Origin of the sequence: Nocardia flavorosea (genome assembly GCF_015477805.1) — a bacterium.
Lineage (GTDB): Bacteria > Actinomycetota > Actinomycetes > Mycobacteriales > Mycobacteriaceae > Nocardia > Nocardia flavorosea_A.
The window spans coordinates 173619-191359 of the sequence record NZ_JADLQL010000006.1; the positions used below are offsets into that span (position 1 = coordinate 173619).

Here is a 17741-nt window from a genome sequence, read left to right on the forward strand (position 1 = left end):
AACCGGGAATCACAGCCGGTGAGGGCACTCGGGCGAAGGCTAGCCCTGTCCGGTGGTGCCGCCGACGCCCTTCACCGCGGCGCGGTCCATGAATCCGAACAGATATCCCGCGACTCGACGCATCTGGATCTCCTCGGCGCCCTCGGTGATCCGGTAGCGGCGGTGGTGGCGGTAGATGTGCTCGAACGGGGTGTAGCGGGAGTAGCCGAGGCCCCCGTGCACCTGCATGGCCCGGTCGGCGGCCTCGCAGCAGAGGCGGTTGGCCCAGTAGTTGCACATGGAGACCTGTTCGGACACTGCGAATGTGCCGTACTTGTCCATCGACCAGGCGGTTTTGTGCACCAGGGCGCGCAGCATCTCGCATTGGGTGTGCAGTTCGACCAGCTGGAACTGGATGGCCTGGTTCGACGACAGCGGTTTACCGAACGGTTTGCGTTCGTTGGCGTAGGCGACGGCCCGGTCGACGCAGTACTGCGCGGCACCGAGACTGGATGCAGCCTGCCGGATGCGGTTCTCGTTGAAGAAATGCTGGACCACCCCCAGGCCGCGGCCCTCCTGGCCGAAGATCGCCGAATCGGGCACCCGGACATCGGTGAGCGAGACCCGCGCGTGGTCGGTGGGCATATTGAAGGTCCACAGGTATTCCTCGACCGTGAATCCGGGCGCGTCGATGGGCACCAGGAAGGCGGTGATACCGCGGCCGTCGCCGGGATTGCCGGAGGTGCGGGCGAAGATGAGGTCGGCGTCGGCGATATGAACACCGGTGTTCCAGGTCTTGGTGCCGTTGATCACCCAGTCGTCGCCGTCGCGGACGGCGATGGTCTCCATGTGGGTTGCGTCCGAGCCGTGTTCGGGTTCGGTGATACCGAAGGCGAAGAATTCGGTGCCGGCCGCGAGACCGTCCACCCACTGTTGTTTCTGCGCGGGGGAACCGTATTCGAGCATCAGCAGCAGGCCGACATTGTTGGCGACGATGGCGTGCTCGTTCTGCAGATCGCAGTGCAGGCCCAGTCCGCGCCGGGCGAGGTGCTCGCGGATCACGGCCATCCCGAGATTGGTGCCGTCGCGGCCGCCGAACTCCTTCGGGAAGGCATAGCGGTAGTGGCCGGCGGCATCGGCGCGGCGCCGGGACTCGGCGAGCAACTCCTCCCATTCCGCACTGGGCAGGCCGCCGCGATCCCAATCGGTGCGGGCATCTTCGCGGCGATGATCGAAGAACCGGATATTGTCGCCGGATTGCTGGAGCGGTTCGATTTCGCGTTCGATGAACTCGTCGAGTTCGGTCAGATACGCGCGTAGTTCGGCGGGCAGTTCGAAATCCACGGTGACTCCTATGCTTTCGCAGCGGGCCGGATCTGCATGAGCAGATCCCATTCGATCTCCGAAACACGGCGCCCGCTGGCGGCCATGACGATATCGCGGACAGTGCCGTCCAGATGGGCGGCCGCCTGCTGGGCCAGGCCGGCGCCCCAGTACAGAGTGCCCATCACCTTCCACCAGCGGTAGCGGTCCGGATCGAAGGTCCCACCCGCGTCCTCGTAGCCGCGGACGAAGGTGTCGCGGCCGGCGAAACCGCCGAATTCCTGCGCGTCCTCGCGGAACCGCCACATGCGCAGCGCGGGCCAAGCCATATCGCGCATGGGGTCACCGAAACGTTGTGTGCCCTCCCAGTCGAGGACGGCCCGTAATCCGTCCGCGCCGATGATCAGGTTGCCGTTGCGCATATCGGTGTGCACGAGCGCGGGACGCGGTGGCGGCCCCGGCAACCGCTTCTCCAGCCAGCGCAGGGCGAGCGAGAAAACGGGCCGGTCGGCCAGCAATTCGCCCGCCACCGCCGCGACCTCGGCGAGATGTTCGGCCGCCGGGTCGGCGCCGGCGGCGGGCACCGATTCGGGTGCCAGCGCCGGATCGATACCGTGCAGGCGGGCCATGGCCGCGCCCCACTGCCGCGCCGTCTGCTCCGCGTTCCCGGCGGCGGCGAGGGTGCGCAGCACCCGGCGCGGCACGGTTTCGCCGTCGATATGTTCGGAGATCAGGAAGGGTTCACCGACGTAGGCGGTATCGGTGCAGGTCGCCACGACCGCGGGGACCGGAACGCCGTGTGCGCGCGCCAGTTCCCGGACACCGGCTTCCGCTTCCACGGGCATGAGTTCGACGGCCGGCGGCACCACGGTCGCGACCAATCGGCGCGGGGTATCGCCGACGGTTGCGGTGAAGGCGATATTGCGGCGCCGCGCGCCCGCGGACAGGAACCGGAAATCGGAGATGGTGACCTGGTCACCGAGTTCTCCGGTGAGGAAATCGGTGAGGCCGCGGGCGGGGTCGGTACTCATACCGCCTCCGGGGCGTCTGCGCGAGGCCGCCTGTGGGGACGCTGCGCCACTGCCACGCTCACTCTCGCTCCCAGCTGTCGTAGCCGGGTTTGGCGATGGCAAGATCCGCTCGCACCACCTCGGCCAGAGCGCGCCAGAGTGCTTCGTCGTCACCGGCCGGAACGCTCGCGAGCAGCTCCTGTTCTCGGGCAGCCGCCGCGGGACCGAGTTCGGCTTCCCGGCCGAGAATACGAGCCAGATTCGCCCCGACCCGCGCACGATGCTGCAGATCCGCGGGCAGTGCCGGTAGCAGGGTGTCCTCCAGCAGTTCGGCGAGTGATTCCAGCAGCTCGGCTGCCGTGGGTCTGTTCTGCACTACGGCTCCCCTCGATGGATTCCGGCGCCCGCGGACACGGCGGCGGGCTCGCTGGAGCACACGATCCGGCCTCCTTGTCATCGCTTATCGACGCGAGTGAGACAAACAGTAGAGGATCTTCTCACTGTCGCACCAGGGGGCGTTCCTCCGCCCGCGCCCGGCGACAAACCGCTTGTGCACACTGCCGGCGGCCGGCCTTCGCGCCGAACGACGATCGCGGTCGAATCACTGCCGTCACGCGAGCCATCACGGCCGACCGCACAGCCGTGGTCTACGCCGCCGGGGCGAGTACGGACTCGGGGTCTCCCGTACCCACGACCTGCCCGGCGCGCAGGAGTACACAGTGGTCGGCATGCCGGACGTCGGCGAGATCGTGGGTGGCGTGCACAACCGTGACCCCGGAGGCCGCGGCTTCCCGGACGGCGGCCCCGATGGCTTCCTGAGCGGCGGCGTCCAATCCGGTGCTCGGTTCGTCCAGTAGCAGCAGATCCGATTGCTGCGCCAGCGCGCGGGCCAGCAGGACACGCTGGCGCTGTCCGCCGGACAGGGTATCGAGGCGGCGGCCGGCGAGATCGGCGATATCCATCCGTTCGAGGCATTGCACGACCACGGCCCGGTCGGCGCGGGTGAGGCGGCGCCAGAGACCGCGCTGCGCCCAGCGGCCCATGGCGACGGTTTCGGCAACCGTGATCGGCAGGGTCGGCGGGACCGACTGCTGCTGGACGACCAGGGCCGGGCGCCGGGCGCCGGGACGGTCGACCGATCCGGATACCGGGGTCAGGATGCCGGCTAGTACCGCGAGCAGGGTGGATTTCCCCGAGCCGTTGGGCCCCATCAGCGCGGTCACCCGGCCGGCCGGCAGGGTCGCCGTGACGTCGCGCAGCACCAGGTTGTCGCGGTATCCGGCCGATAGACCGGTGATTTCGATATCCGCCGTGCGCATACTGTGACTCCCGCAATCAACTTGTAATGACAATCGTTATCAGTTTACAGTGTTCGATCATGGATTGGCTGATCGCCCCGTTCGAGGTTTCATTCGTCCAACGGGCTCTCTGGGGCGGACTGCTGGTCTCGTGCCTGTGCGCCCTCGCCGGAACGTGGGTCGTGGTGCGGGGCATGGCTTTTCTCGGCGAAGCAATGGCACACGGCATGCTGCCCGGAGTCGCGGTGGCCGCGCTGCTCGGCGGGAACCTGCTCCTCGGCGCGCTGGTGAGCGCATCTGCCATGGCGGCGGGCGTATCGGTGCTCAGCCGTAACCGCCGGCTGTCCACCGATACCGGAATCGGGCTGCTGTTCGTGGCGATGCTGGCCACCGCGGTGATCCTGATATCGCGGTCGCAATCGTTCGCTGTCGACCTGACCGGCTTCCTCTTCGGTGACGTTCTCGCCACGCGACCGGCCGATCTGGTCTTCCTGCTCGCGGCGCTGGCCGTCGCACTGGTGATCACCGTGATCGGGCACCGGGCCTTCGTCGCCCTCAGCTTCGACCCGCGGACCGCCCATACGCTCGGACTGCGGCCACGCGCCGCCCAGATCGCGCTGCTGGCGCTGCTCACCCTGGCGATCGCGGCATCATTCCATATCGTGGGCACCCTGCTGGTCCTCGGGCTGCTCATCGCTCCCCCGGCCGCGGCGACCTATTTCACGCATCGCATCCCCCGGATCATGCTGCTGGCGGCCGGAATCGGCGCGATATCCACCGCGGTGGGGCTGCTGGTGTCCTGGCATGCGAGCACCGCAGCCGGGGCGACCATCGCGCTGACCGCGGTGACGATCTTCTTCCTCTCCGCCCTGGCCACGCGGGTTCGCAGCGCGGTGCGGGCGCGCCCCGGGACCGGCGGCTCCGGGAACGACCGCGGGGGCCGGCCCGGCCCCGCCGAACCCCGCCCTGCGGGCTCCGTACGCGGCAACTCGCCGAGTACGAAGTGGCGTTCCGGCGTAACCGCACGATCGCTGCGGGTGAAAACCGTGGCCCGGGTGGCGTTGGCCGGGCTGCTGGTGATTCCGGTTGCCGCCTGTGGTGGCGAGGAACCGGCCGAACCGGTGCCGCACGGGTATGTGGAAGGCGCCGAGGAGAGTGCAAGCGCCCAGCCGCGGCTGGTGGTCGCCGACCGGGATTCGGGTGCGGTCCGGTTGCTCGATCTGGTGACCGAAGAGATCGCGGAGCTCGAACCGGTCCCGGGCGTCACCACACTCGCGGGCGACGGGCGTTACGCCTATCTCGCCACCGCCGACGCCACCACCGTGGTGGACAGCGGGAGCTGGGTCGTCGACCACGGTGATCACGTGCACTACTACCGGACACAACCGCGCCGGGTGGGGGTCGTCGACGGATCCGTGCGGTCCGCGCACAGCGATCCCATGGTGTCCGCTGCGGTACTCGATACCGGATCCACCGTGCCGGCCGACCGCACAGCTCTCGATGAGGGGAAGCTGCGGACCGGTCCGGTGGTGGACGGGGTCGCGGTGCCCTACGGTGGGCACCTGCTGGTCGTGCGTCCGGGGTCGGCCCAGGTCGAGGTCCGCACGCGCGAGGACGAACCGGTCGAGACATTGACCCCGGAATGTGCTGATCCGGGCGGGTACACGGTGACCCGGCGTGGCGCGGTGTTCTCCTGCGGCGACGGAGCACTGCTGGTGACCGAACGCGACGATCGGTTCACGGCCGAAAAATTGCCGTATCCCGCCGGGACCACCGGAAGCGTGGCGGGCTTCTTCCACCGGCCGGGTAGTGATGTGCTGGTGGCGGTCCGGGAATCGCGGGTTCTGGTCCTCGATATCGCCCGCCGGGCCTGGCGCCCGATCGCGACCGGACCGGTGACCGCGGCGACCACAGCGGGCGCGGGAACCGCCGTGCTCGCACTCACCCCCGACGGCGTCCTGCACGCCTACGATCCGGCCACCGGCGCCGAAACAGCCCACCAGCGGGTGCTTTCCGCGCCCGTCGACCCGGCCGCGCCACCGGCGCTGCTGGTCGACGCCGAACGCGCCTACCTCAACGACCCGGCCCGGCGCGAGGTCCACGAAATCGACTACTCCGACGATCTGCGCGTGGCCCGCACCTTTTCCTTCGATATCGACCCCGACCTGATGGTGGAGACCGGACGATGACCACGATCACCCGTATCTGCGCCGTTCTCCTCGCCGGCGTGCTCGCGCTGACCGGTTGCGGATTCACCGATTCGGGGGGCGGCGGGATCGTCGTCACCACCGATATCCTCGGCGATATCACCCGCGCCGTGGTCGGCGATACGGCACCGGTCACGGTACTGATGCCGCCGGGATCCGATCCGCATTCGTTCGCACTCTCGGCCCAGGACGCCGCGGTTCTCGACGACGCCGATCTCCTCGTCGAGAACGGTCTGGGCCTGGAAGAGGGCCTGGCACGGCATGTGACGGCGGCCGCCGAAGCCGGGGTGGCGAAATTGTCGGTGGGCGATCGGATCGACCCGCTCCCCTACCGGGCCGGCGATTCCGAGGGCACACCCGACCCGCATTTCTGGACCGATCCACAGCGGGTGCGCCGGGCGGTCGAGGTGATCCGCGACGAGGTGATCGCCTCGGTGCCCGGTATCGATGCTGCCGCCGTCCGGGCGAACGCCGACCGCTATCTCACCGAACTCGACACCCTGCAGCGATGGATGACCGAACGTTTCGCCACGGTCGCGCCCGAGCGCCGCAAACTGGTCACCAATCACCACGTGTTCGGTTATCTCGCCGAACGTTTCGATTTCGAGGTGGTGGGCGCCGTGATCCCCGGCGGCACCACGCTGGCCTCACCGAGCGCCGCCGACCTCGCCGATCTGGCGGGGGCCATCCGGACCACCGGAGTTCCGGCGATATTCGTGGATTCCGCCCGGCCCGACCGCCTCGCGCAAGCGCTGGCCGAACAGGCCGGTGTCCACGTGCGGATCGTCGGTCTGTACTCCGAATCGCTGACCGCCCCCGGAGCGGGTGCCGGTACCTACCTGGAGATGATGCGCGCCAACACCACAGCGATGGTGACCGGCCTCGTATGACCCGCAATACCCGCGGTGGATCGTCGCCGCGGGCAGCACGAAGAAGATGAGGGAACACAATGCAGAATCGATCCGGCACCAGAAGAGCAGCCGCACTGTCCGGTCTGCTCACCGCGGTGGTCGCTCTGAGCGGCTGCGGCGGCGCGGATTCCGGCGAACAGATCGAGATCGCCGAACCACTGGCGGTCACCTACGACGGCGGTATCCATCTACTGGACGGCGCCACCCTGGAGCGGGGCGGCGGGGTGGAGCTCAGTGGATTCAACCGGGTCAATCCCGCCGGTGACGATCGGCATGTGATCGTATCCACCGCCGACGGTTTCGAAGTCCTCGACGCGGCCGGGGCCCGGTTCACCGATATCGAATTCCCCGGACCGAAACCCGGGCACGTCGTGCGCCATGCCGGACGCACCGTGCTCTTCTCGGACGGCACCGGAAAGGTGATCTCCTTCGACCCCGCCGATCTGGCCGGTGGCGTCCCGGAAACCACCGAATACCAGACCGCCGAACCGCATCACGGTGTGGCCGTGGAACTGGAAAGCGGAGAACTCGCCGTCACCCTCGGCAACGAGGAGGAGCGGACCGGGATGATGATCCTCGATGCCGACCGCAAAGAAGTAGCCCGCAACGAGAAATGCCCGGGCGTGCACGGCGAGGCCACCGCGGCCGGCGACACCCTGGTGGTCGGCTGCGAGAACGGTGTGCTGGTCTACCGGGACGGTAAGCTCACCAAGGTCGGCAGCCCGGACTCCTACGGCCGGATCGGAAATCAGGCGGGTAGCGATGTCTCCCCGATCGTGCTCGGCGACTACAAGACCGATGAGTTCGCCGAACTCGAGCGCCCGGAACGCATCTCGCTGATCGATACCGAGAAGGGCACGCTGCGGCTGGTGGATCTGGGCACCAGTTACACCTTCCGCTCGCTGGCCCGCGGACCGCAGGGCGAGGCGCTCGTTCTCGGCACGGACGGCGCCGTTCACGTGATCGACCCGGTCGCCGGCAAGGTGACCCGGACCATCGATGTCATCGACTCCTGGCAGGAGCCGATCGATTGGCAGCAGCCCCGTCCCGCTTTGTTCGTCCGCGAGGGAATTGCCTACGTATCCGATCCGGCCACCAAGCAGATCCACCGGATCGATCTGGCTTCCGGTGCGGTGACCCAGTCGGTGACGCTGCCGGACGTCCCGAACGAACTCAGCGGTGTGGTCGCCTGACGTTCGCCCCACCGGGTTCGCCGGGAGACCGGACAGCGTGTGCCCCGGATGTCTGCCGATATCCGGGGCACACGAACCGATAGATGCGCTATCCCGGCCCTGAAGTTGCCGGCACGGCCGCGAGCCGCGAGCACCGCGCTGGACGGCTCGCCGTCCTTATAGGCTGGAGGACGACGCGACGAACGACAGGGGTTGCTCGATGCCCGAGACGATCGGCAAAGGTGCGAATACCGCGCTGCGGGGTGGTCAGTTGCGGATATCGGCAGTCCCGTCCGGGATCGATCTCACGGTGTTGTGCCTGCGAGAAAACGGGAAGGTCGGGAGCGACGCCGATTTCGTCTTCTACAACCAGCCGGTATCCCCCGATTCCGCGGTCCGGTTGACGGCGGGCGAGATCACCAGCGATCTGGCGGCGGTCACCGATGACACCCATCGGATGGTGGTCGCGGCGTCGGTGGACACCGCGACGTTCGGCGCGATCGCCCTGTCGGTGCGTATCACCGAAGCCGGCGCCGGTGTGTACGACCTGCCCATCACGGGCTCGACCGCGGAGACGACGGTGCTGCTCGCCGAGGTGTACCGGCGGGCCGGCGGCTGGAAACTCCGCAATATCGGACAGGGGTACGCCACCGGGTTGGCCGGGTTGGCCACCGATTTCGGGATCACCGTCGATGACGAACCAGCCCCAGCACCGGCCATCCCGATGACGCCGGGCACATCGACTCGACCACCGGCGCAGCGGAGTCATCCGACGCCGCCGGCCCCGGGACAGCACGTGACCGCGGGTGCAGCGCAGTATCCGGCCGCCCCCGCGGCATCGGTCGGCGGGCCGGCCGGTTTCGCGGATGCACCAGGCCATCCGCCGGCCCGGACGGGCTCCGCCGACCCCGGGCATCCGCAATCCTCGCCGCCCGGTGTGAACTTCGGCAAAGGCGTCATCACCCTCGGCAAAGACGCCGGGCCGGTGCTTTTGGAGAAGGCGCCGCTCGTCCGGCTGCGGGTGGCGTGGGCCAGCGGTACCGACTACGAGGCCTACGCCCTGGTCGTCCTGTCCGACGGAAAAATCGTGCACGTGGCCACTTTTCCGGCCGCCGGGATTCCGGCGAGCCCGCAGTACGGCGATCTGGTGCGTCATCTCGGCGACCGCGGCCGCGGGGATGTCCAGCGCGGCGGCGGCCTGACCGAGGAGATCATCGAGGTGTGCCTGGCGCCCGAGATCGTCGCGGTGGTGCCGGTGGCGTATTCGGCGATCAACAACGGAACAGGATCGTTCCGCAAATACCGGGTCACGCTGTCCATCGAGAGCGGCGCGGATTCGGTGAGCATTCCGGCCGACCAGGCGAAGAAGTCGAGCTGGATCTTCACCTGTGTGCCGGGCATCGTCTACAACCGGCCCGAAGGTGTGCTCATCGAACGCCTCGAACTCTACAGCCGCCGCTTCTCCGAACATCGCCCTGCGGTGGCGCTGCAGCCCGACGGACGGGTGGAAGTGCGGATGGACAAAGGTCCGGTGAACCAGTTCAAGGCCGACCGCACCTGATCGTTCCCGATCGACAAATCCGGAGGTGGGAGTACCCCGCGCCGCGACGAGTTCGGCTGCAGGTCCACCGTTGACCTTTTCGGAGGTCGGGGCCCGCGGCTCGATGCCGGCCCGGGGCCGCGACTCGGCGACCGTTTCGGTGTCACCCTGCGCACGATCCCGGCCGGTTGCGGGGGACAATCGTGTCGTGACGAATTCCGCCGAACGTCCGCCGTTCACCTATGCGGAGGTGGGAGCCACCCGTGGTGCGATGCCGGCCGGGTACCACCATCAGGACCTCCGCCGCCGGCTCGGCCGCGGGCGCGACGATTTCCGGCGGTTCGGCGAGGCCGTCCTGGCCTACCGGATGCAGCGCGGCCTGCATTTGCTGGCCGAGGCGCAGACACCGCGGGCCGAACCGGGAGCGCGCGTCACGGTCCGGCTCGGGATCGGCCGGTTCGGGGTGCTCGCACCGTGCCGGGTGGTGTATGTGGTGGACGAGGAGGATCGCCGGGGATTCGCCTACGGTACGCTGCCGGGCCATCCCGCATCGGGTGAGGAACTGTTCGCGGTCGAATACGACCGCGCTACGGCGACGGTTTACGGGGTGGTGCGCGCATTCTCGCGCCCCGCGGCCTGGTACACCCGTCTCGGTGGGCCGGTGACCCGGGCTGTGCAACGCCTGGCCGCCGAGGCGTATGTCATGGCGTTGCGACGCACGCCGCCCGAACGGTGACGCAGCCGCTGTCCTCACAAATATTGCAATCATTGATGAACTGGTGGGTTTCGCTATAAACTCGCGGTTATGGTGCACTTTTCCGGCCGGAAGCGGCTGTCGTGACGGCCCCGCGGCGTGGGCGGGTCACCCAGCACCGGGTGGCGCAGACGGTGGCGGACGAATTACGCACCCGGATCCTCAACGGCACCGACGATTACCGTCTCCCCACCCAGGATCAGCTGGTACAGGAATTCGGGGTCTCCTATCCGTCGATCCGCGAGGCGATCCGCATTCTCGAAACCGAGGGTTTGGTCACCGTGCGCCGCGGCAATGTCGGCGGCGCCGAGGTACACCGGCCCGGCGAGACATCGGCGGCGTACCACCTCGGCCTCGCCCTGCAGGGCGCCCGGGTGACCCTGCGCGATCTGGCGTCCGGGCTGCAGATGCTGGAACCGATGTGCGCGGCCGAATGCGCCCGCCGCGACGACCGCCTCGAGATGGTGGTCCCGGTGCTCACCGCGAATATCGAGAAGTCCGAAGAATTGGTAGACGACGGGATCGCCTTCACGCAGACGGCGCGTGAATTCCATGATCTGGTGGTCTCTTTCACGCCGAATGCGACCGTCCGCTACGTGGTGAGCAGCCTGGTCACGCTGTGGTCGGCGCAGGAGGAGGCGTGGGCCGAAGCGCTCACCGGTCGCGGCGAGTATCCGTCGCGGGAACAGGCGCAGGCCGCGGTCCGCACCCATCAGAAGATCGTCGACGATATCGCCGCCGGCCGGGCCTCGGCGGCCGAGCATATGGCGTGCGCGCATCTCGCGGCGACACAAGCGTTGCTGCTGGACCGTTTCGACGACGGCATCGTCAACGCGTCGTCCACCATGGCCCAGCAGGCGATTCGCGGCGCCCAGGGCATCCGCCGGTGATCCGGGCACACCGGCCGGGCGCGTACGCCTAGAGCCGGGCCGCGCTCGGAATATCGGTGACCGGCCCCCGGTCGAACGTGCGGATCATCGCGTCCTGGGTGAACGAGGCGATCAGCCGGCCGTTCCCGGTGCTGATCTGGCCACGGATATACGCGGCGCCCGCACCCACAAACGTCGCCTCGTGGTGGTAGCGCAACCAGCCGTCCCATTTCACAGGGTCGTGAAATGTCACCGCGATTCCCATCGGCGCCGTCGACAGGGTGTGGTGGGCCTGTGCGGTACCGAGTCCGGGATGCGGGCGCAGCGCCGTGGAGATTCCGAGATGCCCGGTGAAATGCGCGAGTACGGCACGGTGCAGATCGTCGCGCGCCGGTACCTCGTCGTAGCGCAACCAGGCGTCCACCACCGGCGGGCCGACTTCGTCCGGATCGTTGATATCGGCGCAGCCGACGATCCGGACTTCACGCCCCGGCAGCGGCAAACTGTCCGCCGCTAGCGCTTCGTCCGGTCCGGGCACCCCCGGCCCGGACGGTTCGTCGCGGCGGACGAGGTCGGGTTGCGGTGTGTCCAGCAGCACTGTGCAACTCGTGCGGACCTTCTGGTCCTGGCAGGCGGTTACCGTGGCGCTCGCGAAACTGCGTCCGGCCTTGATCGAGGTGACGGTGAAGTCCAGCGCACCATCGGGATCGGCGGCGGAGACGAACAGCGCGTGCGCGGTGCGCACCGTGCGACCGGGCAGGGCTTTGGTGGCCGCGACGATGCTCTGTCCGAGGATCTGACTGCCGTCGACCACCCTGCGCGTACCGCCGTCGCTATCGCCCAGGTACCGCGCGGGCACCACCGGGTCGGGCCGGACGTCGAAGATTTCCAGCATGCGGGCCATCGATGATTCAGCGACCCCGTCGGCTCCCGATCCTTTGTGCGCCCGGCCGTTCACACGCTGTCCATGGGGCCTGACCGGGGCCCCTGCGTCGTTACGAATCGCCGCCGCCTCCGGGCGCGGCCCGCTCACGCCCGCCCCCCGGTGTACCGGCCGGCACCGATTGTCACCTGCACCACGGACTGGTCGAATGCGATATACCCGGCCAGTCGCGCCACCTGCGGATGCGGTTGCGGGTAGGACCATGCGACCCAGGGACGGTCGCTGCCCGGCAGTGTCCAATACGACGCCTGGCCCTTGAACGGGCACACGGTATGCAGTGCGACGGGTTCGAGCAGATCCGAGTTCACCGCCTGCGGCGGGAAGTACACCACCAGGCCGTGGTCCTGTTCGTCCACCAGCAGGCATTCGTCGCTCACCGCCAGTTGCTGCCCGTCGATGGCGGCGGTCATCGTGTTGGTGCGGACCAGCAGATCGACCCGGTAGTCGGGGCGGTGCCGGTACCCGGAGGGCGGGGCCTGTTCACTCATGATTGCTCCGAATCTCGGTCGGACGAGGGCGCCGGAACCGACGGATCGAAATACCGGCGACTCCCGGACCGGAACCACCGCATCGGCATGGCGGCAATCGCGTGCCGGGGTATCCCCGACCGTACCCGATCAGCGCAGTACACCGGCCGTCCGCAGCGGGCCGGCATCCACCGGCGACCGGCCTGCGACTGTCCGGCGGATGAGCCGTTCGCACTCCCGATCGGACCCGTCCATCAATCTTTGTAAGGATAAATGCGAGCATGGGACATCCCCTGGGTACAGATCGTTTTCGAAGCTTCCGAAAAGCCATCACAGCCACCGCAAGGCTTGCGGATGAGAATATCATTCTCCAAATAGGGAATGTTCGATTCGTCCGAGATCGCCGGCGCGGGCCAGACCCTCCGGATCAGGCACTATGGCCGACGGTGGGCGGCGTCGCTGCCCGGTGCGCACGGCGGTGACGTCCGGCCCCTGGCAGACGACCACCGCACCGCGGTTGTCCGCGGCGGCCGGGGGCGGGGCCACGGCATGCCCCGCCGGCAGATGCACGCCCGGGCCGCCCACCGGATTCGCCACGGTATTCGCGCGCATATTCTCCTGCCGGTGTGCTCCGCCCGGGGGAACGAGTTCGCCGGCGACCCAGGCCCATACGCAGCGGCTCGGCCGCATGCTCGAGTTCGGATCCGGCAGGCATCTACAGTGGGACCGGCGCGGCGTGCACACACATGATCAGCGAAGGAGTCGTATGCCCCGGGAACTGGCCGAACTGCCGTTCGCACAATGGCTGGAACCAGCCGGCGATCCGGATCTCGAGCGTGAATACGACTGTGCCGTGTTCGAGGATACGGTGCTGACCGAACCCGACCTCCGCAATGCGGTATTCGACCAGTGCGCCTTCCGCTCGGTGCACATCGACCACGGTCTGGCCGGTGCTGCGCGGTTCGCCGATGTCTGGCTGCACGGTGTCCGGTTCACCGGTACGGATATGCCGGATACCGCGTGGCTGGATGCGGAAGTGATCGAGGGAGGCTGGTCGGGCGTGGAGGCCGGCGGGGCCGAACTGCGCCGGGTGGTCTTCCACAACTGCAAACTGGACTCGGTGAACTTCCGCAACGCCCGGTTGACCAAGGTCCGCTTCGTCGACTGCGTCCTGCGCCATGTCGATTTCGGTAGCGCGAAGCTGTCGGAGGTGAGCTTTCCGGGGTCCGAGGTATCGGCGTTGACGGTGCGCAACGCACAACTGAAGAAGGTCGACTTCCGGCGCGCGCACAGTATCGGTATCGCCGACGGGGTGGAATCGTTGCGCGGCGCGCTCGTCACCCCGGGCCAGCTGCTGGATCTCGCGCCGACCCTGGCCGCGACGGTCGGGCTGGTCGTCCAGGAATGACCTTCGCTACTCGTGTTCTCTCGCCTGCGGGCCCCGGTCGCGGCGTCAGCCGGTTACCGTCTCCAGCACCGCCGTCGTGGCATCGGCGAGGGCCTGGTTGCTGGGCGCGGCCATGGGGTAGCCGATGGTCGAGCGGCTGAAAATGACCAAGACGACCGAAGTTCCGGTGGGACTCCACACCACACCGGCATCGTTGACGGTGCCGTAGGCGCCGGTACCGGATTTATCGGCTGCCACCCAGCCGACCGGCAGCCCTTCGCGCATCCGCTCGCCGGAGGTGACGCTCGACCGCATCCAGCCGGTGAGCAGCCGCCGGTGCTGGGGGATCAGCGCATTGCCGAGAATCAGCCGGTGCAGGCCCCCGGCGAACGCGGCGGGGGTGCTGGTATCGCGGATATCGCCGGGGAGGGCTTCGTTGAGGGCGGGTTCCCAGCGGTCCAACCTGGTTTCGGTATCGCCGATCATGCGGGCCAGCGCGGTGACCGCGGGCGGGCCGCCGATCCGGCGCAGGATGAGATTGGCGGCCGTGTTGTCGTTGCGGACGAGGGCGGCCTGGCACAGGTCGTACCAGCTGAGGGTCTCGCCCACCCGGTAGCTGGTGGTCGGCGAGGCGATCACGATATCGCCGGCCAGGATCGGCACCTGCTCGTTCAGGTCCACTTCCCCGCGTTCGGCGAGGCGCAGCAGCGCGGCCACCGCGTACACCTTGAAGGTGGAGGTGAGGGCGAATCGGTCCGCGGCATTCCACTCGAAGGTCCGCGCACCCGTCGGGCTGTAGGCGGCGATACCGAACAGCACGTCGTGGCGTTCCTGGATCTCCATCAGCGTATTGCTGAGGTCGGCGACGGCCGGCGGGCTGATCGTGACCGGCGCCGAGGTGGCGGGCTCGCTCGAATCGGAACCGCATGCGGTGACGGCGAGCGCGGTAACGGCGAATACGGCCGCCAGTGATCGGCGCGGAACGCGGAATTCGGACCGGGACGGTTTCACATCGGGCAGCACACACGGGTCCGTGGCCGGCCGCCAATATCCGACACTCCCACACACGATACGCAACGGGTATCGCTGCAGGTGAACAACAGTTTCGCCATGCGATACCCGCTCCAAAACCGCTATCGGACGGCGGCCGGGCGGAACGCTGGTTCAATATGGCTATGGACCTCATCCGCCACCTCGGCTATTTCGTCGCCATCGCGGACGAGGGCCATTTCGGGCGGGCGGCCACGGTTCTCGATATGACCCAGCCGCCGCTGTCACAGGGTTTACGACGACTGGAGGCCCAGCTCGGGGTCGAACTCGTGCACCGCACGCGGCAAGGCGCGGTGCTCACAGCGGCCGGCCGGCAAATCCTGCCCCGAGCCCGGCTGCTGGTCGACGACGCCGCCCGGCTGCTGGCCGAGGCACAGCGCATCGCCCGCACCCGCGGCACCGTGCACTGGGGTGCGACCACCGCGCTCCCGGACCGGATCCTCACCGCCTGTGTCACCGCACTGCGCACCGAGAACAACACTGGGGACGCGGTATCCACCACGGTCGCCGGCACGGTGGACCTGGTGTCGGCGGTGCGGTCGGGATTGTGCGATGTGGCAGTGATCGAACATCCGGCGCTGGTCGACGGTGTGGAGGCCCGGCCGGTGGTGAAGCTGCCGCGCTGGATCGTGGTACCCGCCGAACATCGCAGTGCCGCCACCGAACGTCCGGTGTTCCCGATGCTGGCCGGCCTCACCTTCGCGGCGTATCCGCGCGCCGCCAATCCCCCGGCCTCCGATACGGTCCGGGACCTGTTGCGCGAGCGGGGACTCGACGCGCCGACGGCCACCGTGCACGATGATCGGTCGATACTCGCCGCAGTGGCCGCCGGGACCAGTTTCGGTCTCACCACCACCCCGCCCTCCGATATCCCGGGGGTCGCCTGGCTGCGGATGGCGCCGCAGGCGGTGGCACTGCGCTGCCGGGTGATCCACCGGACAGGCGCCGAAGAACAGGCCGACGCTCTGGACAGCGTGCTGTTCCGGGAACGAGTGCGGTGACGGTCGCGGAACGGATTCACGCGGTATTCGCCGACGCGGGGTGCACCGGCCGGTTACACGCCAGGCGATGTGACGGTGGCGCCGCGGAGGTCTCGATCGGCGGCGCCGAACGGGTGGTGACCGCGTCGGTCTACAAACTTCCACTACTGCTCGCGTACTGCCACGCGGTGGACGCCGGCCGGATCGACCCGTTGGAACGGCTCACCCTCACCCCCGCCGAATGCACCCCCGGACCCACCGGTATCTCCGCCCTGCACGATCCGGTCACCATGAGCCGCCGCGACCTGGCGACCTCGATGATGACGGTGTCCGACAATGCCGCGGCGGATCTACTACTCGGCGAGATCGGCCTCGCCCGGGTGCACGACCTGCTGGAATCCCTCGGACTCACCCGGACCCGGCTGGTCGGCGGCACGGCCGATATCCAGCGCAGCCTGATCTCCGATACCGATACCCACAGCACGGTGGAGGCGTTCGCGGCGCTGGCCGACAACGACGAGGCATGGACGGTTTCGGCCTACGATCCCGCCTACACGAGCGCGACCACACCCGAGGAGATGACCCGGCTGCTGTCGGCGCTGTGGTGCGGCGAGATCCTGTCGGCGCAGCAGACGGAATTCGCGCAGGCGGTGATGCGCCGCCAGGTCTGGCCGCACCGGATCGCGGCGGGTTTCCCGCATCGCGCGGTCGCGGTAGCGGGGAAAACGGGCACCATCGGCATCATCCGCAATGAGGTCGCGGTGGTCGAATTCGCGGGCGAATACCCGGTCGCGGTGGCGGTTTTCACCCGCGCCGCCCGCGCCGACCCGGCCCTACCGGCCGTGGACGCCGCCATTGCCGAGGCCGCGCGGATCGCTGTCACCGAGCTACGCCGCGCGCTCCCCGCAGATCGACGTCTCGGATAGCGGCGGTTTCAGTAGGCGAGCTCCGACCACGGAATTTCGATCGGAAACGGGAAACCCACCAGCGGTGCACTCGGGTTACTTGAGCATCGAACCGCAGTCGACCGGCAGCGTGACGCCGGTGAGATAGCGGGCCTCGTCGGAGGCCAGGTACAGCACCGCGTTGCTGATATCGATCGGATCCACCCACGGCACCGGCAGGGTGTGGAACATCTGGCAGATCGGCGCCATATCGTCGGCGGTCGGGTTCTCCAGATCGGGGCGGAACATCTGGAACGTCTTCTCGTTCATGATCATGGCGGTGCTCACGTGCGTGGGGTGCACCGAGTTCACCCGGATCATGTGCTGGCCGAGTTCCACCGCGAAGGCCCGCATCAGGCCGACGACACCGTGTTTCGCGGAGACATAGTGGCCGGTCTGCGGGTAGGCCTTCAGGCCGCCGACCGAGCTGGTGAGCACGATGGAACCACCGCGCCCACCTTCCAGGATGTGCGGGACACCGGCTTTCACCGATTTCCACACACCGCTGAGGTTGATATCGATCGTTTCCTGCCAGACTTTCTCCTCGGTTTCGGCCAGGGTGTCACCGCCGCTGGCGATACCGGCGTTGGCGACAATGATGTCGAGGCGGCCGAGTTTTCCGACGCCCTCGGCGAGCGATTCCTTCAGCCCGTCGGCGTCGCGGACGTCCACCTCGGCGGTGACGATTTTGCGACCGGTGGCCTTGACGAGTTCTTCGGTTTCGGCGAGATCGGCGGGTGTCGCCGGGGGGATCTCGGCCGTGTCGATCGGTTTACAGATATCGATGGCGATGATGTCGGCGCCTTCTTCGGCCAGCCGTACCGCATGGCTGCGGCCCTGGCCGCGGGCGGCACCGGTGATGAACGCGACTTTTCCTTCGACCCGTCCGGTCATGTCTTCCTCATTT

The 17741-nt window shown here is 68.2% G+C and carries 18 protein-coding genes; 9 read left to right on the top strand and 9 right to left on the bottom strand.

The window, feature by feature from the left end; translation table 11 throughout:
• Positions 1–39 precede the first annotated feature (39 nt).
• From IU448_RS24755 to aztA, 4 genes are all read right to left on the bottom strand, one after another.
• Entirely contained in the window at positions 40–1323 is a 1284-nt protein-coding gene (locus IU448_RS24755) for an acyl-CoA dehydrogenase family protein (protein ID WP_195058098.1), read from the bottom strand.
• 8 nt (positions 1324–1331) lie between these two features.
• Positions 1332–2333 carry a phosphotransferase family protein gene (locus IU448_RS24760; protein WP_195058099.1) on the bottom strand — a complete coding sequence of 334 codons (1002 nt, stop codon included), beginning with the start codon at positions 2331–2333 and terminating at the stop codon, positions 1332–1334.
• 58 nt (positions 2334–2391) lie between these two features.
• On the bottom strand, positions 2392–2688 hold the full coding sequence (locus IU448_RS24765) for a DUF6285 domain-containing protein (RefSeq protein WP_195058100.1): 297 nt from the start codon (positions 2686–2688) through the stop codon (positions 2392–2394).
• Positions 2689–2959: 271 nt separating this feature from the next.
• Complete coding sequence (gene aztA / locus IU448_RS24770) at positions 2960–3631, bottom strand: zinc ABC transporter ATP-binding protein AztA (RefSeq protein ID WP_195058101.1); 672 nt, start codon at positions 3629–3631, stop codon at positions 2960–2962.
• 59 nt (positions 3632–3690) lie between these two features.
• Here aztA and aztB point away from each other — a divergent pair, with 59 nt between their 5' ends.
• From aztB to IU448_RS29635, 6 genes are all read left to right on the top strand, one after another.
• Entirely contained in the window at positions 3691–5799 is a 2109-nt protein-coding gene (gene aztB / locus IU448_RS24775; RefSeq protein ID WP_195058102.1) for a zinc ABC transporter permease AztB, read from the top strand.
• A complete protein-coding gene (gene aztC / locus IU448_RS24780; protein ID WP_195058103.1) occupies positions 5796–6707 on the top strand; it encodes a zinc ABC transporter substrate-binding protein AztC in 912 nt (303 codons plus the stop codon). The genes aztB and aztC overlap by 4 nt, the downstream gene beginning before the upstream one ends.
• A gap of 59 nt (positions 6708–6766) precedes the next feature.
• Complete coding sequence (gene aztD / locus IU448_RS24785; protein WP_195058104.1) at positions 6767–7921, top strand: zinc metallochaperone AztD; 1155 nt, start codon at positions 6767–6769, stop codon at positions 7919–7921.
• 199 nt (positions 7922–8120) lie between these two features.
• Positions 8121–9461, top strand: coding sequence for a TerD family protein (locus IU448_RS24790; RefSeq protein ID WP_195058105.1), 1341 nt, complete (start codon positions 8121–8123; stop codon positions 9459–9461).
• 187 nt (positions 9462–9648) lie between these two features.
• Complete coding sequence (locus IU448_RS24795; protein ID WP_324188708.1) at positions 9649–10176, top strand: DUF1990 domain-containing protein; 528 nt, start codon at positions 9649–9651, stop codon at positions 10174–10176.
• A 101-nt stretch (positions 10177–10277) separates the two neighbouring features.
• The gene (locus tag IU448_RS29635; RefSeq protein ID WP_195058106.1) at positions 10278–11084 is read left to right on the top strand and encodes a FadR/GntR family transcriptional regulator; all 807 of its coding nucleotides are present in this window, start codon (positions 10278–10280) and stop codon (positions 11082–11084) included.
• Between the two features lie 28 nt (positions 11085–11112).
• On the opposite strand, the gene IU448_RS24805 is transcribed toward IU448_RS29635, so the two are convergent.
• The 3 genes from IU448_RS24805 to IU448_RS24815 form a co-directional block, all read right to left on the bottom strand.
• On the bottom strand, positions 11113–12021 hold the full coding sequence (locus tag IU448_RS24805) for an acyl-CoA thioesterase (protein WP_324188709.1): 909 nt from the start codon (positions 12019–12021) through the stop codon (positions 11113–11115).
• A gap of 71 nt (positions 12022–12092) precedes the next feature.
• Complete coding sequence (locus IU448_RS24810) at positions 12093–12494, bottom strand: DUF427 domain-containing protein (RefSeq protein ID WP_195058107.1); 402 nt, start codon at positions 12492–12494, stop codon at positions 12093–12095.
• Between the two features lie 342 nt (positions 12495–12836).
• Entirely contained in the window at positions 12837–13085 is a 249-nt protein-coding gene (locus IU448_RS24815; RefSeq protein WP_195058108.1) for a hypothetical protein, read from the bottom strand.
• 154 nt (positions 13086–13239) lie between these two features.
• Here IU448_RS24815 and IU448_RS24820 point away from each other — a divergent pair, with 154 nt between their 5' ends.
• Positions 13240–13881 (top strand): pentapeptide repeat-containing protein, encoded by a 642-nt coding sequence (locus IU448_RS24820; RefSeq protein WP_195058109.1) that lies wholly within the window; start codon positions 13240–13242, stop codon positions 13879–13881.
• A 45-nt stretch (positions 13882–13926) separates the two neighbouring features.
• On the opposite strand, the gene bla is transcribed toward IU448_RS24820, so the two are convergent.
• Positions 13927–14883, bottom strand: a complete 957-nt coding sequence (gene bla, locus IU448_RS24825; protein ID WP_324188710.1) for a class A beta-lactamase — start codon at positions 14881–14883, stop codon at positions 13927–13929.
• A gap of 152 nt (positions 14884–15035) precedes the next feature.
• Here bla and IU448_RS24830 point away from each other — a divergent pair, with 152 nt between their 5' ends.
• A complete protein-coding gene (locus IU448_RS24830) occupies positions 15036–15911 on the top strand; it encodes a LysR family transcriptional regulator (RefSeq protein WP_195058322.1) in 876 nt (291 codons plus the stop codon).
• On the top strand, positions 15908–16816 hold the full coding sequence (locus IU448_RS24835; RefSeq protein ID WP_195058110.1) for a serine hydrolase: 909 nt from the start codon (positions 15908–15910) through the stop codon (positions 16814–16816). Before IU448_RS24830 ends, IU448_RS24835 begins: the two co-directional genes overlap by 4 nt.
• A gap of 75 nt (positions 16817–16891) precedes the next feature.
• Here IU448_RS24835 and IU448_RS24840 read toward each other — a convergent pair whose 3' ends face one another.
• Positions 16892–17728: a mycofactocin-coupled SDR family oxidoreductase gene (locus tag IU448_RS24840; RefSeq protein WP_195058111.1), complete on the bottom strand. Its 837-nt coding sequence runs from the start codon at positions 17726–17728 to the stop codon at positions 16892–16894.
• Positions 17729–17741: the final 13 nt, after the last annotated feature.

Coding starts and splice junctions, on each gene's coding strand:
- IU448_RS24790 (WP_195058105.1), top strand. CDS start 8,121: ATGCCCGAGACGATCGGCAAAGGTGCGAATACCGCGCTGCGGGGTGGT.
- aztD (WP_195058104.1), top strand. CDS start 6,767: ATGCAGAATCGATCCGGCACCAGAAGAGCAGCCGCACTGTCCGGTCTG.
- IU448_RS24760 (WP_195058099.1), bottom strand. CDS start 2,333: ATGAGTACCGACCCCGCCCGCGGCCTCACCGATTTCCTCACCGGAGAA.
- IU448_RS24820 (WP_195058109.1), top strand. CDS start 13,240: ATGCCCCGGGAACTGGCCGAACTGCCGTTCGCACAATGGCTGGAACCA.
- aztA (WP_195058101.1), bottom strand. CDS start 3,631: ATGCGCACGGCGGATATCGAAATCACCGGTCTATCGGCCGGATACCGC.
- IU448_RS24810 (WP_195058107.1), bottom strand. CDS start 12,494: ATGAGTGAACAGGCCCCGCCCTCCGGGTACCGGCACCGCCCCGACTAC.
- aztB (WP_195058102.1), top strand. CDS start 3,691: ATGGATTGGCTGATCGCCCCGTTCGAGGTTTCATTCGTCCAACGGGCT.
- IU448_RS24815 (WP_195058108.1), bottom strand. CDS start 13,085: ATGCGCGCGAATACCGTGGCGAATCCGGTGGGCGGCCCGGGCGTGCAT.
- IU448_RS24840 (WP_195058111.1), bottom strand. CDS start 17,728: ATGACCGGACGGGTCGAAGGAAAAGTCGCGTTCATCACCGGTGCCGCC.
- IU448_RS24830 (WP_195058322.1), top strand. CDS start 15,036: ATGGACCTCATCCGCCACCTCGGCTATTTCGTCGCCATCGCGGACGAG.
- aztC (WP_195058103.1), top strand. CDS start 5,796: ATGACCACGATCACCCGTATCTGCGCCGTTCTCCTCGCCGGCGTGCTC.